This is a genomic window from Methylobacterium sp. Leaf361 (genome assembly GCF_001424445.1).
Classification (GTDB): domain Bacteria; phylum Pseudomonadota; class Alphaproteobacteria; order Rhizobiales; family Beijerinckiaceae; genus Methylobacterium.
In genome coordinates, this window is the sequence record NZ_LMPY01000012.1 from 213,200 (window position 1) to 226,687 (window position 13,488).

Annotated in this window: 15 protein-coding genes; 4 read left to right on the plus strand and 11 right to left on the minus strand. The window is 73.7% G+C overall.

Annotated elements, in window-relative coordinates; translation table 11 throughout:
- Positions 1-22: 22 nt before the first annotated feature.
- The 5 genes from ASG32_RS10595 to ASG32_RS10615 all read right to left on the minus strand — a co-directional run bounded on the left by ASG32_RS10595 (position 23) and on the right by ASG32_RS10615 (position 4,604).
- Complete coding sequence (locus tag ASG32_RS10595) at positions 23-1,192, minus strand: MFS transporter (RefSeq protein WP_056525489.1); 1,170 nt, start codon at positions 1,190-1,192, stop codon at positions 23-25.
- 55 nt (positions 1,193-1,247) lie between these two features.
- Positions 1,248-1,505 (minus strand): hypothetical protein, encoded by a 258-nt coding sequence (locus tag ASG32_RS10600; protein ID WP_020093648.1) that lies wholly within the window; start codon positions 1,503-1,505, stop codon positions 1,248-1,250.
- Between the two features lie 149 nt (positions 1,506-1,654).
- Complete coding sequence (locus ASG32_RS10605; RefSeq protein ID WP_056525492.1) at positions 1,655-2,767, minus strand: alpha/beta hydrolase; 1,113 nt, start codon at positions 2,765-2,767, stop codon at positions 1,655-1,657.
- Between the two features lie 124 nt (positions 2,768-2,891).
- Positions 2,892-4,181 carry a phosphatase domain-containing protein gene (locus tag ASG32_RS10610; RefSeq protein ID WP_056525495.1) on the minus strand — a complete coding sequence of 430 codons (1,290 nt, stop codon included), beginning with the start codon at positions 4,179-4,181 and terminating at the stop codon, positions 2,892-2,894.
- 24 nt (positions 4,182-4,205) lie between these two features.
- Positions 4,206-4,604: a DUF3775 domain-containing protein gene (locus ASG32_RS10615; protein ID WP_056525497.1), complete on the minus strand. Its 399-nt coding sequence runs from the start codon at positions 4,602-4,604 to the stop codon at positions 4,206-4,208.
- 192 nt (positions 4,605-4,796) lie between these two features.
- Here ASG32_RS10615 and ASG32_RS10620 point away from each other — a divergent pair, with 192 nt between their 5' ends.
- Both ASG32_RS10620 and ASG32_RS10625 read left to right on the plus strand, forming a co-directional pair.
- On the plus strand, positions 4,797-6,389 hold the full coding sequence (locus tag ASG32_RS10620) for a hypothetical protein (RefSeq protein WP_056525499.1): 1,593 nt from the start codon (positions 4,797-4,799) through the stop codon (positions 6,387-6,389).
- 60 nt (positions 6,390-6,449) lie between these two features.
- Positions 6,450-7,772 carry an HlyC/CorC family transporter gene (locus tag ASG32_RS10625; RefSeq protein ID WP_056525502.1) on the plus strand — a complete coding sequence of 441 codons (1,323 nt, stop codon included), beginning with the start codon at positions 6,450-6,452 and terminating at the stop codon, positions 7,770-7,772.
- Positions 7,773-7,835: 63 nt separating this feature from the next.
- Here the strand turns inward: ASG32_RS10625 and ASG32_RS10630 are convergent, their stop codons facing one another.
- Positions 7,836-9,224 carry an aminotransferase gene (locus ASG32_RS10630; protein ID WP_056525505.1) on the minus strand — a complete coding sequence of 463 codons (1,389 nt, stop codon included), beginning with the start codon at positions 9,222-9,224 and terminating at the stop codon, positions 7,836-7,838.
- Between the two features lie 146 nt (positions 9,225-9,370).
- Between ASG32_RS10630 and ASG32_RS10635 the strand changes: the two genes are divergently transcribed.
- Entirely contained in the window at positions 9,371-9,904 is a 534-nt protein-coding gene (locus ASG32_RS10635) for a hypothetical protein (RefSeq protein WP_042671766.1), read from the plus strand.
- A 30-nt stretch (positions 9,905-9,934) separates the two neighbouring features.
- On the opposite strand, the gene ASG32_RS10640 is transcribed toward ASG32_RS10635, so the two are convergent.
- On the minus strand, positions 9,935-10,195 hold the full coding sequence (locus ASG32_RS10640; protein WP_020093656.1) for a hypothetical protein: 261 nt from the start codon (positions 10,193-10,195) through the stop codon (positions 9,935-9,937).
- A 225-nt stretch (positions 10,196-10,420) separates the two neighbouring features.
- Here ASG32_RS10640 and ASG32_RS10645 point away from each other — a divergent pair, with 225 nt between their 5' ends.
- Positions 10,421-10,912, plus strand: coding sequence for a glutathione peroxidase (locus ASG32_RS10645; protein WP_056525509.1), 492 nt, complete (start codon positions 10,421-10,423; stop codon positions 10,910-10,912).
- 12 nt (positions 10,913-10,924) lie between these two features.
- On the opposite strand, the gene ASG32_RS10650 is transcribed toward ASG32_RS10645, so the two are convergent.
- The 4 genes from ASG32_RS10650 to ASG32_RS10665 all read right to left on the minus strand — a co-directional run bounded on the left by ASG32_RS10650 (position 10,925) and on the right by ASG32_RS10665 (position 13,338).
- Entirely contained in the window at positions 10,925-11,245 is a 321-nt protein-coding gene (locus ASG32_RS10650) for a hypothetical protein (RefSeq protein ID WP_132366861.1), read from the minus strand.
- Positions 11,246-11,383: 138 nt separating this feature from the next.
- On the minus strand, positions 11,384-12,175 hold the full coding sequence (locus tag ASG32_RS10655) for an ATP12 family protein (RefSeq protein ID WP_056525512.1): 792 nt from the start codon (positions 12,173-12,175) through the stop codon (positions 11,384-11,386).
- A gap of 46 nt (positions 12,176-12,221) precedes the next feature.
- Positions 12,222-12,887 carry an HAD-IA family hydrolase gene (locus ASG32_RS10660; RefSeq protein WP_020093660.1) on the minus strand — a complete coding sequence of 222 codons (666 nt, stop codon included), beginning with the start codon at positions 12,885-12,887 and terminating at the stop codon, positions 12,222-12,224.
- A gap of 70 nt (positions 12,888-12,957) precedes the next feature.
- Positions 12,958-13,338 (minus strand): hypothetical protein, encoded by a 381-nt coding sequence (locus tag ASG32_RS10665; RefSeq protein ID WP_020093661.1) that lies wholly within the window; start codon positions 13,336-13,338, stop codon positions 12,958-12,960.
- Positions 13,339-13,488 lie beyond the last annotated feature (150 nt).

A 13,488-nucleotide genomic window follows, 5' to 3' on the forward strand; every position in this document is an offset into this window, starting at 1 on the left:
CGCGGGAAAAGAACCCGCCGCTTCAGCGATCCCGCAGCGCCGGCACGAGCGGCAGGGCCGCGAGGCTCAGCGCCGCCATGGCCCAGAAGGCCGATGCGCCGAACGCCCCGTAGAGCGCCCCGGAGGCCAGGGTCGCGGCCACCCCCGACAGGCCGAGGCCCAGCGTCCCGTAGAGCGCCAGCGCGGTCGTCCGGAGATCGGCCGGCGTCGACGCCTCGATGAGCCCCAGGCAGGCGAGGTGCAGGAGGGCGAAGCTCAGCCCGTGCAGGGACTCGGCGGCGGCGAGCCAGGGAAGCGCGGTCGTGGATGCCAGCACCGCCCAGCGCAGCCCCCCCGCGCAGGCCGCAACCGCGATGCCGGTCGCCGGGCCGATCCGCGCCAGCAGGGGCGGTCCGACCAGCAGGAAGACCAGGACCTCGGCGGCCACCGAGACCGACCAGAGCAGGCCGGCGGTGGTCGCCGCGATCCCGGCGGACCGCCACAGGATCATGGCGAAGCCGTCGTGCATCGCGTGCGCGCCGATCACCAGGGCGGCGACCAGCACCGTGCGGCGGAAGCGCGGCAGGGCCACCAGGGCGGCGAAGCCCCGCCACCGCGCCCCGGCCTCGGCCGCGCCGCCCGGAGGAGCGGCGGGCAGGGCCAGGGCGGCCGCGCCGGCGGCCAGGAACAGGCCGCCGCTCGCCACGAGGGCGGCGGCGAAGCCGTGGAGGCCGATCAGCCAGCCGGCCGCGGCGGTGCCGACGATGAACGCGGCCGAGCCCGCGCCGCGGACCCAGCCGTACTGGAACGCCGCGCCGCCGCGCGCGGCGGCCAGGGCCAGCGCGTCGGCGAGGGGCGCCGGGGCCGCGGTGCCCGCCGCGTAGAGGAGCGCCGGCCCGATCAGCTGCGCCAGCCCGGTGCCCGGCAGGTGCGCCAGGGCGCTGAGCCCGGCCAGCGCGAGGCTCGCCGCCAGGACGGATCGCCCGGCCCGGTGGCGGTCGGCGAAGGCGCCGGCGAGGGGCCCGACCGCGAGACGCAGGGCGCCCGCGGCGGCGAGGAGGAGGCCGATCTCGCCGGGCGTCAGGCCGCGCGCGGCGAGGAAGCCCGGCAGGACCGGCGACAGCACCCCGTAGGCGCCGTAGAGCGCCGCGTAGAGGACGAGGAATCGGGCGAGCCCGCCCCACCGTCCCGCCCCTGTCGCCCGCCGCTCCATCGGCGGAGCGTAGCACCGGCGGGCGTCCCGGAGTCAGGTCCGCGCCGGGCTTTCGTCAGCAGGGTCGGCGGACGGCGTAGCGGTAGCGCCGCCCCTGCGCGTCGAGCAGTTCGCTGTCCGGCCCTTCCTGCCACACGACCTCGTCCTCGGGACGGGCCGCGTCGGTCAGGGTCGCCCCGCGGACGATGTCGAGGCTGAGGCCGAACCCGTAATTGGTCGCGGTCGCGTCGGTGATCGCGGCCGAGATGTCGGCCTCGTCGGGCAGGCAGGCGAACAGGACGCCGTCGGCGATGGCGAGGGTGTAGGTTTGCACGGATGGCCTCCAGGAGGCTCGAGGAGCGTGGACCGGCTGCGAGGGGCCGAACCTAGGCATCGCGGCCCGGATGTGAACCCTCTCCACCGAGATGCTGCATTGCACCATTTCGTGAGCACGAGCTCCGCGCGAGCCCGCGCCGCGGCGCCTCAGCGACCCAGATGATCGTCGAAGAAGTGCGCCAATTCTCCGAAGACCTCCCTGGTTTCGGGCGCGTCCGGCGTGAACAGGTACTGCGCGTGGGACATGCCCTCGAACACCTGCAGCGACGCCTCGATCCCGGCGGCGCGCAGCTTCCGGTGGGTGCGCACCGTGTTCGACAGGAAGAGGTCGCGGGTGCCGGTGACCAGGATCGCGGGCGGGAGGCCGGCCAAGTCGCCGTAGATCGGCGAGAGCTGCGGGTCCTTCAGGTCGCGGCCGGCGGCGTAGAGCTTGGCGGCCGGCGTCAGGTAGCCGGAATAGCTGACGAGCACGTTGTCGAGCCACTCGTTGGTCCGGTAGCTGTCGCCGGTCTCGGTCATGTCCGACCAGGGCGTCCCGAGGCCGATCGCCGCGGGCAGCGCCAGCCCCTCGGCCTTGGCGCGGAGCATCAGGGCCAGGGTCATGCCGCCGCCCGTTGAGGTGCCGAACACCGCCATGTTCCCGGGCTTCTGCATGGACAGCATGGCCCGCCACACGGCGGTCGCGTCGTCCATGGCGGCCGGGTAGGGCGCGTCCGGCGGCATGCGGTAATCCACCGAGATGACCTTGTAGCCGCCGAGGCCGGCCATCAGGATCGCCTCCAGCGTTCCGGCCTCGCCGGGATTGTAGACGTAGCCGCCCCCGTGGATGTGCAGGAGGAGCCGGTCGCGGTTGGCCTCGGGGATCTGCCGGGGCTGGATCACGAAGGCCTTCACGCCGCCGATCACCGCGGCCTCGCTGGTGACGCCCAGCTTCTCGCGGAGCGCCGGCAGGGTGGCGGCTCCGGCGGCAGCGAGCTTGTCGACCAGCGCCTTCCAGGCCGCGGCGTCCGGCGGGTTCGCGTTCCAGGCCGGCACCCGGTAGGGCGCCGCCACCGCGGTGCGGAATTGCGGGCTCGTCGTGTCGGGGACCGGCACGACCTTGGCCGGCACCGTCCGCGGCCCCGGGGCGGCGTTGGCCGCGCCCATCTCGGCCTCCAACTGCGCGAAGCGCGGCACGGCCCGCTCCGCGGGCGGGGCCTGCCCGAAGGCGGCCGGGGTGCCGCAGGCGATCATCAGCAGCGCGGACAGGCTCAGGCGCATCTCGATTCCTCCCGCGGCAGCCCGTTCCGCGACCCGTCTCGGCGGGTGCCGGCCGCGCTCGGCCGATACCTATCGGAGCGGGCGGCCCGCGACAGCCGCCCGGGTGACGATCGCGGCCGCGCGGTCACGCACCGAGCCGCGGGAGCGCGGCCGGCGTCTCCGGCTCGACCACCAGGGTCGCCGGCACGGCGCCGTCGCCGGCGAGGGCCTCGGCGATCGCCTCCGGCCCGATCGGGTCCTCGGCCGCGTCGGCGACGCCCGACGGCTCCGGCGTGATCCGGGCGGTCTCCCGGCGCGGCCCGGTCTCGGCCGCCGCCGCGTGCTCGTCGGCGACGCCGGTCACCGCCCCGGGCGCGATCAGCCCGATGGCGGCCGCGTGCTCGGCCATGGCGACGCTGTCGGCGGCGAGCACGAGGCTCGATCCGGCCCGGGCAACGGCGCCGGCAAGCCGGACGATCTCCTCCACCCGTGCGGAGCCTCGGGACACGTTGCGGATGTAGACCGCCAGCACCCGCCCGGGATTCTCCTCGACGATCTGCGCGTAGACCTCCGGGTCATGCTGGCCGCTGTCGCCGATCAGCACGAAGGGCAGGTCGCGGTAGAGGGCGAGCATGTGGCGGATCAGCGCGTGCTTGTGGTCGGTGGCCCGGCGCGGCAGCGGGTGGGTCCAGGAGAGGCCCCATTCCCGCAGGAACAGCACCGGGCCCGCCGGGATGCCGTGGCGCTGGAAGAACTCCGAGAGCATCTCGTAGAGACCCCAGGGCGCGCGGGACACGTAGAGCATCGGGTTGCCCTCGTCGCCGCCGGCGCCCGCGTGGAGGGCGCGGTAGAGGGCGGCGACGCCCGGGAAGGCGACCCGGCTCTCGGCATCCTCCACGAACAGGCGCCAGAGCATCTTGAGCTTGTTGGCGACGCCGGTGCGCATGACCGTGTCGTCGATGTCGCTGACCACGACGCAGCGGCAGCGGTCGGGCGGGATGAACACCGCGCCCTCGGCGGGGATCGGCGGATCGGCATCGAGGAGAAGATCGACCGCGTGCCAGTCACCCGTCTCGGCCGGGGGCGTGCGCGGGTGCAGGTGCACGCGGAAATAGCCGTCCCGGTCGGTCTCGACCCGCACGGCATCGTCGCCGAACCGGGCGGTGATGCCCGCGCCGGCGATCGTCCGCCGGGCGATGCGGCGGCGCAGGTCGCGCCACTGCGCTCGAAGGGATTCGGGATCCTCGCCGGGAATCCCCGGCGACTGCCGGAAGACGCGGCCGATGAGGAACACCTCGTCCCGTGACCCGTAGCCGCGGTAGGGCTCGACCACGAGCCCGCCCCGGCCCTTGCCGCCACGCCCCTGCGCGCGGCGGACCGGCCGGGTGAGGACCCGCAGCGCCTTCGTGGCACCCCTGCGCGCGCGCGAGGCCATGGCGAACGGCCGCCGTCCGGGCGCTCAGGCCTGAGGCAGTTCGGGGCTGAGCCCCATCGCGTCGAGGCCTTCCTCCAGGAGGTCGCCGGCGTCGGGAGAGCCCAGGAGTTCCCGCGCGGCGCCCTCGCCGGCGGCCTCGCGCTCGCGGGCGAAGCGGACAGCCTCGCTCCACTCCTCCGGCTCCATGTCGCCGCGCCCGACGTAGAGGAGGGCGAGCAACTCGGCACGGGAATCGTCGTCGAGCCCGGCGATCAGGCCGCGGACCTCGGACTCGGTGGCGTCGTCGGTGCCGGAGACCAGGACGTCGGTGGCGCCGTCATCGATCGGGTTCGAACCCGAATCCGGGTCGGTATTGCCCTCCTTCACCTCGATGGCGCGCAGCCGCATGACGATGTCGGTGACGGTCTCGACGGCGATGTCCATGCGCTGATCTCCGGGCGCTGAAAGGGTCGGGCCAGCGGGGCCCTCAAGCCGCGACAACGGGCGAGCGGGCGCCGGGTTCGCCCCGTCCCCATCGAAGGGGGCTTGCGTGGTCCGCGCCACTTTCCGGCTCAGCGACCGTGAGTTAGAGGCTGCGAGACTGTTCCGACATCCGGATCGACATCGGCGATAGACGTGATTTCTACAAAGACTGCCACGACATCGCCTGCCGATACCGTCATTCCCCCTGCACGCGACGCCGCGTCCCGGCGCTCGGGCCGGCGCTCCGGCAGGCGCCTCGCGGCCCTCGCGGCGCTCTCGGCGCTGGCCGGATCCGCGCTGATCGGGACGCGCCCCGCCGAGGCCCGGTCCGCGGGCTACGAGGGCAGCGCCCCGAGCTGTTTCCTGACCGGGGGCGGCGCGCTGGAGATCTGCCGCGAGGGCTCGGAGGCCGAGGGCGTCCTCATCGCGCCGGCGCCCTGCGCCTTCGTGCGCGGCGTGCAGATCCTGCGGCTCGCCCGCTCCGAGGCGCCCGGCCCGCTCCAGGCCGTGTTCCAGGGCCAGACGCCGGTGGCGTCCCGCCGGGACGAGCCGTGCCCGGAGCGGCGCGCCACCGACAGCCGCGACGGCGGCGCCCTGCGCACCGGCCGCACCTTCGAGGCCCTGGTCACGACGTTGCCGCCCTCGGCCGACCGGTTCTGGGTCGACCTGCCGGAGGAGCGCGCGCGGACGCGCGGCTGGTCCGAGCCGACGCCGTCCGCGGAGGGCATCGGCCCGCGCGACCCCATCGCCGTGACGGGCCGGACCTGGGCCGGCGAGGCCTACAGCTACGTCTTCCTGCTCGGGCAGGAGCGCGTGGGCGTCACCGGCGGCGACGCGGCCGAGCCCGAGCGCCGCGGCCGGCGTCGGCGCCGGCGGGCGGAACCGGACGCGCCGGCGACGGGCCCGGCCGACGTCCGGCGCCGCGTCCAGATCGAGGCGCGCACCCTCGACTTCCAGACCTTCGAGATCCGGACCCGCACCGCCGACGGCTACGGGCTGGCCTGGACGCCGTTCGAGGCGGGCGCCGGCCGCGGCCGGCGCGCCGACCCGCCCGTCCCCGCCGCGGTGGTCGACGAGGCGGGCAAGCCGGTCACGTCGGCCTGCACGGCGCCGGCCTTCGAGACCCACGGACTCGCCGGCTCGATCAGCGTCGTCGACCGCACCTATCACTACGTCTACACCGACGTGCTGCCCGAGGATTGCGGCCTCGCCCCCGAGAAGCGCCGCACCGGGCTGTTCCTGCGCACCGCGCAGGACCTGTCGGGGCCGAAGGTCTGGTCGACGGCGCGCAAGCTCGCCGGGCCGCTGCCGCCCGGGACCCTCGTGCGGGTGGCCCGCGCCAAGGGCATGCCGCGCTGGGCGGTCTCCTACACGTGCCAGCGGCCCGCCAACGCCCCGGGCGGTCCGGTGGCGGATATCTGCCTGCAATACACGGCCGACCTGAACCTCGACGGGATCGGCGCCCTCAAGCTCTACGCCGATCCGGTGGAGGCGGGCCGCTCCGCCGCCTATCTCGGGCTGCGCTCGGGGGGCGACGGCAGCGGCCGGTACGACCGGAGCGCGCATTTCTGGATGACCGACGCGGAGGGCAACCTCGACACGCCGGCGATCTACCCGAACAAGGCGGGCTTCCTGACCTGGCTCGACCGGCTCGCCCCGACCGCCTCCGGGCGCGACGCCTCGAGCCTGTACGGGCGGCCCGTCTACTGGGGGACGTGGACGGTGCGCCCGATCGGCGCGCAATAAGTCGCAGGAGGCGCTATATGGGCGGCCGACAAGCCGCGCGAGGCGTGCCTGACGGACCCGATGGAAACCCATATCGACCTGTGGTTCGCCGCGAGCATCGTGGCGATCTCGCTGCTGCTCTCGGCCTTCTTCGCGGGCGCGGAGACGGCCTTCACGGCCGCCTCGCGAGCCCGAATGCACGCCCTGGAGCAGGCGGGCGACCCGCGCGCCGCGATCGTCAACCGCATCCTGGCGATCCGCGAGCGCTTCATCGGCGCGATGCTGATCGGCTACAACATCGTGGCGATCGGCGCCTCGGCCTTCACCACCAGCGTGCTCACGGCGCTGTTCGGCAAGAGCGGCGTCATCTACGCGACGATCGGCATGTCGGTGCTGGTCATCGTCTTCGCCGAGGTGCTGCCGAAGACGCTGGCGATCTCCAAACCCGACAAGGCCGCGCTGCTCACCGCCCGCCCGGTGGCCTTCGCGGTGGCGCTGATGGGCCCGCTGGCCATCGCCATCGAGCACGTCGTGCGGGTGATGCTGAAGCCGTTCGGCGTCACCATCGGCGAGCACCAGTCGATCCTCACCGCCGCCGAGGAGCTGCGCGGGCAGGTGGCGCTGATGCACCGGGAGGGCGGCGTCGCCAAGGCCGAGCGCGACATGCTGGGCGGCCTCCTCGACCTGTCGGACCTGTCGGTCTCCGACGTGATGGTCCACCGCACGAAGATGCGGGCGATCGACGCCGACCAGCCCTCCGAGGACATCGTCCGGGCGGTGCTGGCCTCGCCCTACACCCGCATGCCGCTGTGGCGCGGCACGCCCGAGAACATCGTCGGCGTCCTCCACGCCAAGGACCTGCTGCGGGCGCTCGACGCCGCGGGCGGCGACGCCTCCGGCCTCAAGGTCGAGGCGCTGGCCCTGGAGACGTGGTTCGTGCCGGGCACGACGTCGCTGCGCGCCCAGCTCAAGGCCTTCCTGACCAAGAAGACCCACTTCGCCCTCGTGGTCGACGAGTACGGCGAGGTGATGGGGCTCGTGACCCTGGAGGACATCTTGGAGGAGATCGTCGGCGACATCGCCGACGAGCACGACGTCACCGTCTCGGGCGTGCGCCCGCAGGGGGACGGGTCGGTGAACGTGGACGGCGGCGTGCCGATCCGCGACCTGAACCGGGCCATGGACTGGGACCTGCCCGACGAGGAGGCGACCACCATCGCCGGCCTCGTCATCCACGAGGCGCGGACCATCCCGGACCAGGGCACCGCCTTCAACTTCCACGGCTTCCGCTTCCAGGTGCTGCGGAAGGCCAAGAACCGGATCACCACGCTGCGCATCACGCCGCTGACCGCGGCGGGGCTCCAGGCGGCCGCGCTGCCGGACGCGTCGCGCGACGCGGTGTGATGGCGGCAGGCGACCGCCGCGGCCGGAATCCGCGCCCGCGCCGCGACGCGCGCGGGGCGGTCCTCAGCCCGGCATCGCCTCCAGCCCCTCGGCGCGAATCCAGTCGCGGGTGCGGTCCAGCGCGCGGCCGAGCCGGTCGAACAGGGCGTCGATCTCGTCCGGCGCGATGATCAGCGGCGGGCAGACGGCGACGCGGTCCCCGGCAAGCGCCCGCACGATCAGCCCCTCGCCCTGCGCGAAGGCGACGCAGCGGGCGGCCACGCCCTTCTTCGGGTCGTACTGCCGCTTGCTGGCCTTGTCGGCGACGATCTCCAGGCCGCCGATCAGCCCGAGGCCGCCGGCCTCGCCCACGATGTCGTGCCCGGCGAGCGCCGCCAGGCGGCGCTGGAACTGCGGCGCCTTCTCGGCCGCGCCCTCGATCACCCGGTCGCGGCGGTAGATCTCGATCGCCTTCAGGGCCACCGCGGCGGCCACCGGGTGCCCGGAATAGGTGGTGCCGTGGCCGAAGGTGCCGATCTTCTCGCTCTGGCCGATCAGCGCCTCGTAGAGCGGTTCGTCGATGCTCACGCCGCCGAGCGGCATGTAGGCCGAGGTCAGGGCCTTGGCGAAGGAGATCGAATCGGGCCGGGCCCCCAGCGCCTCGCTGCCGAACCACGTGCCGAGCCGGCCGAAGCCGCAGATCACCTCGTCGGCGATGAAGCGGACGTCGTACTTGGCCAGCACCGCCTGGATCGCCGCGAAGTACCCCCGCGGCGGCACGATCGCGCCGCCCGCGCCCATCACCGGCTCGGCGATGAAGGCCGCGACCGTCTCCGGCCCCTCGCGCAGGATCGTCTCCTCCAGCTCGGCGGCGAGGCGCGCCGAGTAGGCTTCCTCGCTCTCGCCCGGCTCGGCGCCCCGGTAGTGGTGCGCGGGCGAGACGTGCAGGAAGCCCGGCAGCGGCAGGTCCCAGTCGGCGTGGTTCGCGGCGAGCCCGGTCATCGAGGCGCTCGCAACCGTGACGCCGTGGTAGCCCTTCTGGCGGGCGATGATCTTCTTCTTCTGCGGCCGCCCCAGGGCGTTGTTGTAGTACCAAGTCAGCTTGACCTGCGTGTCGTTGGCCTCCGACCCCGAGGAGGTGAAGAAGATCTTCGAGGTCGGGACCGGCATCAGCTCCTTCAGCGTCTCGGCGAGCTCGATGCCCGGATCGTGGCTGCGGCCGGAGAACAGGTGCGTGAAGGGCATGCGCGCCATCTGCGCCCGGGCCGCCTCCACGAGCTCCGCGTTGGAGTAGCCCAGCGCCGTGCACCACAGGCCGGACATGCCCTCGATGTAGGAGCGCCCCTCGGTGTCGTAGACATGCACGCCCTCGCCCCGTTCCAGCACCAGCGGGCCGGTCTGTCGGTGCGTCGACAGGTTGGTGTAGGGATGGAGGAGGGTTTCGACGTCGCGGGTCGCGAGGTTCGAGAGCATGGTTCGCAAGGTCCTCGTGCGCGGGTGACCGCCGCCACACTACCGACCCGATGCCCCGTCAGGTAGCCCGGAGGATCCGCGTCCGGCCGTTGCCGGACGCATGCCGCCAGCGCTACTCCAGCACCGCCCCTCGCCGCGCCCGACCGATGCTCAATCCGGAAGCCTACGTCGCCCAACCCGCCCCCGGCCGCGCCTGCGGCGCCTGCACGCTGTGCTGCAAGGTCTACGACGTGCCCGCGGTCGAGAGCGTCGCGGGCCAGTGGTGCCGCCATACGAAGGCCGGCCAGGGCTGCGCCATCCACGCCACCCGCCCGGACCATTGCCGGGCCTTCCACTGCCTCTGGATGACGGAGGGATGGCTCGGCCCGGAATGGAAGCCGGACCGCGCCAAGATGGTGCTGAGCCTCGATCCGCTCACCCGCAACATGAACGTGCAGGTCGATCCCGGACAGGCGAACGCTTGGCGGCGCGAGCCCTATTACGGGCAGCTCAGGCGCTGGGCCGTGGCCTCGGTGCCCCTGCGCCGGCACGTGCTGGTCCACGTCAACAAGAGCACCACCGTCATCCTGCCGGACCGCGACGTCAGCCTCGGGATCGTCGGCGCCGACGAGCGCATCGTCACCACCGACCGGATGACGCCCCAGGGCCCGAGCTTCGACGTCCGGAAAGTGCCGGCCTGAACCGGGCGACCGGCCAGACCCGGGGCAGGGTCAGCGCTCGGTGCCGGAATGCCGCCGCATGACCGGGGATTCGACCACCAGGAACGTCATCTGGAACAGGATCAGCCCCGTCTGGTCCGTCACCTCGATCCGCCAATCCTCGCCGAGGGCGATGCGCTGGGCGTCCTGCCTCAGGATGTCGCCGGCGCGCCGGACGGCTTCGAGCCGGGCGGATTGCCAGTCCGGCAGCTCCGTTCCCGCGCCGTCCAAGATCGTGGATCCGTCGTGGATGTTGAAGTGATAGCGCGGCATCCACACGTCCCGGTCGGGTCCAGGCGGGGGATGCGGGTACCCCTCACTCGCGGCCGTGCCGAGTCCCGTCGCCGCGATTGACGGACCCGTTACCCCACGCGCGCGGGCTCGGCCATATACGGGGTTAGAGTCGCGGCCGGGATCTCGGGACCGCGTCGCGGCGCCGACGCCATGTCGCGACGCGCGAGCCTTGCGGATCCGGCCGGTTTGCCCGAGTGATCGGCCATGACGACCGTTCACGATTTCAGCGTCTCCGCGGCCGACGGAACGCCGTACCCGCTCGCGCAGCACCGCGGTCAGGTGCTGCTCATCGTGAACACGGCCTCCCGCTGCGGCTTCACCCCGCAATACGAGGGGCTCGAGGCGCTCTGGCGCCGGCACCGGGATGCGGGCCTGACGGTCCTGGGCTTTCCCTGCAATCAGTTCGGCGCGCAGGAGCCGGGCGACGCCGTCGAGATCGCGAGCTTCTGCGCGCTGCGCTACGACGTGAGCTTCCCGGTGCTCGCCAAGGTCGCGGTGAACGGGTCGGGCGCCGATCCGCTCTACGCCCATCTCACCCGGGCCCGGACCGGGCTGTTCGGCACGCGGGCGGTCAAGTGGAACTTCACCAAGTTCCTGGTCGGACGCGACGGCCGGGTCATCGCCCGGTTCGCGCCCGGGACGAAGCCCGCGGCCCTGGAGGCTAAGATCCAGGCGGCCCTGGCCGAGCCCGCCTGAGCCGCGCCCGCGTCAGACCGCGTCGAGATCCGCGGCCTCGGCGGAGACCGCGCGGCGCGCGTCGATCCGTTCACGCACGCGCAGCACCGTCCGCAGGGGCGCGATCGGGAACGGGCGCACTGACTCGCGCAGGATCCCCGCCAGGAACCGGATCTCGGCAATCTTGCGCAAGGTCAGATCGGGCGCTCCGGCGCCCTGTGCTCGGCGCTCGAGGTCCGAGAGGGCGTCGAACAGCGCGTAGCGCCCGTCGAGATCGCGGGAAAACTGTTTCGACGCGATCAGATTGGCCAGTTCGCCTTCAAAACTGCAACGGACAGGCTGATCGGAACGCATCGTCGACTCGAACACAATGTACTTCGAACCCTAAAACAGTGTTCGCGCTTTGTCAGCCGCCGACGCGGGGCGGGCGCCGCGAATGCGGGATTGTTGCGCAATTGCATCTGCGCGACCGCGCCGGATCGCGGCCCGGGCTCAGCCGCCGGCCGCGACGAACGCGGCGGCCGCCTCGAACTCCGTCCGGCGCGCCTCGAGGCGGGCCTCCGCCTCGGCGTCGCGCCCCCAGACGGCGGCCTGATAGGTCTCGTCCACGTGGGCCGCGGCCCAGGCCTCGGCCGGCGTCAGCCGGCCCTCGAGAACCGCCAGGGCGATCAGCAGGGAGCCGGTCAGCGTGGTCAGGGTGTGCAGGCCCGCCAGCCGGAACGGGTCGGTCACCGCGTTCACCGCAGCGGAGAGCGCCTGGATCGTGTCGGCCGGCTGCGCGACTTGCATGACGCCCTCGCTCAGGATCACCCGCGCACCGAACGCGTCCCGTGCCCAGGCGAGGATCGGATCCCAGGCCTCCGCCTGGGCCGCCACGAGGCGCTCCGGATCCCCGGCGCGGTAGGCCACGAGATCGGTGCCCGCGTAGGCGCAGAGATCCGCCGCGACCTCGGCGAGGCGGGGCGTGACGCCGTCGATCGCCGTGTTGGCCAGCCGGGTCAGGGGCATCCGCGCGGGGTCGATCGCCGTGTCCTGGGCCTGCCACTCCGCCGCGACGCGCTCGGCCAGGGTCCGGCTGGGGAGACGCAGAGGGTTGCGGGCCGGCGTGTTGGCCGGACGTCCGTCCAGGGTCAGCCGGAACCCGTCGGCATCCTCGGAGAAGCCGGCTTCCTTGTAGAAGCGGTGGGGCAGGGCCGGCTTGGCGTGGCCGCGGGCGGCCCGGACCGGGTCGGGCCTGTCACCGTCGCTCGGTTGCCCGAGCCAGTCTGTCGTCTGATCGCTCATGGAGGCGAGATAGGCGCTTCCGGCCCCGCGCGCGAGCCTCCCGCGATCAGGAGCCGGTCGCGAGCCCCTCGAGGAGCAGCGCCTCCAGCGCGGCGGCACTCGGGACCACCGTCACGGCCCCGGCTCCGTAGAGCGCGTCCGGCGGATGGTAGCCCCAGGCCACCCCGACGGCCGTTGCACCGGCCGCCACGCCCATGGCGATGTCGAAGGTGGTGTCGCCGACCATCACGGTGGCCTCGGGCTCGCAGCCCGCCTCGCGGATCGCCTGCTGCAGCATGGTCGGATCCGGCTTCGACGGCGCGTCGTCGGCGCTCTGGGTCGTGGCGAACCAGTCCGCCCAGCCGTAATGCGCGATCAGCCGGTCCACACCGCGCCGCGACTTCCCGGTGGCGAGGCCGATCAGCACGTCGGAGCGCCCGTGCAGCCGGGTCAGCAGGTCGGCCATGCCGGGGAACAGGGGCTCCTCGTGGGCGGGGTCGAGCCGCAGGCGGTTGTAGGCCTGCTTGTAGCTCTCCGAGAGTTCCGCGACCGGGCCGTCCTCGCCGACGAGGCGCCGGAAGGCCTGCGGCAGCGACAGGCCGACCACCGACAGGGCCTCCCGCCGCCCGGGCGCCGGCAGGCCGTTCTCCGCGAACGCCACCTCCTGGGCCGCCACGATCAGGTGCTGGCTGTCGACGAGGGTGCCGTCGACGTCGAAGACGACGAGCCTCATCGCGACCGACGCGCCGGAAGTCGCGCCGCGAGCCGCCCCGCCGGCGCGGGTAAAAGGAGGCGGGTCCCCGTCACGGCTTCCGGCCCGGCTGGGCCGGCGCGGCCGCGGCGGGCTGGCCGCCGGGGATCCGGGTCCGCTCGTAGCCGAGCCGGCACCGGATCAGGAAGCGCCGGCGCTTGCCGCCGCGCAACCCGCGCTGATGCGAGGCGCGGTTGCAGGCCGCGTAGGAGCGCCGCCGGCGCTCCGCGCGGGCACTGTTGGCGGTGCGCGGGGCGGCCTGCGCGGGCGCCGCGCCCGGGGCGGGCGCCGGGGCCGGATGCGGGGTCGCCGTCTCGGGGGGGTGGGTGCCGTTCGCCGTCGGCGCCGCCCTGGTCGTCTCGCCCGGCGCGGCATGCGCGATCGGCCCGGTGAGGCACAGGGCGGCGAGGCAGGCCAGCATCGCGAGCTTCATGTGTCAGGGTCTCGAACCGCCGGGAACAGGCCCCGCGGCGGATCGGCGGGGCGCGGGGCAGCATATGAGGCGGCGCGGCCGGTTGCCAAGGCATGCGCCGCGCGGGACGCCCGGACCGCACCCGACTTTCACCGGAGATGCCGCGGCGCT